Below are 236 nucleotides of genomic sequence, written 5' to 3'. Positions count from 1 at the left end.
AGGGCGTTTTGCTTGAGATAGAATGCGTTTTAACACTTCAGGTTTTTTAGCTAAAAATACATTAACATCTTTAGTTCCTTTTTTGGTGTTACAGGGTCCACAAGCTAAACATAGGTTGCTAATTCTATTAGTACCGCCTTTGGCTTTAGGATGAATGTGTTCAACTTGCAAGGGAATATTTTCAGCATTACAGTAAGAACATTTTCTATCCCATTTGTTGAGCAGATACTCTCTTA

At 35.6% G+C, this 236-nt stretch carries 1 protein-coding gene; it reads right to left on the bottom strand.

Annotation, left to right across the window (positions count from 1 at the left end):
• On the bottom strand, positions 1 to 236 hold a 236-nt coding region (locus tag JUI58_RS11835), incomplete at both ends, for an HNH endonuclease (protein ID WP_204103994.1).

The organism is Spirulina sp. CCY15215, from assembly GCF_016888125.1.
In the GTDB taxonomy this organism is placed as follows: Bacteria; Cyanobacteriota; Cyanobacteriia; order Cyanobacteriales; family Spirulinaceae; genus CCY15215.
The sequence above is the reverse complement of the archived record's forward strand: the minus strand, read 5'-3'. Positions and strand labels throughout refer to the sequence as shown.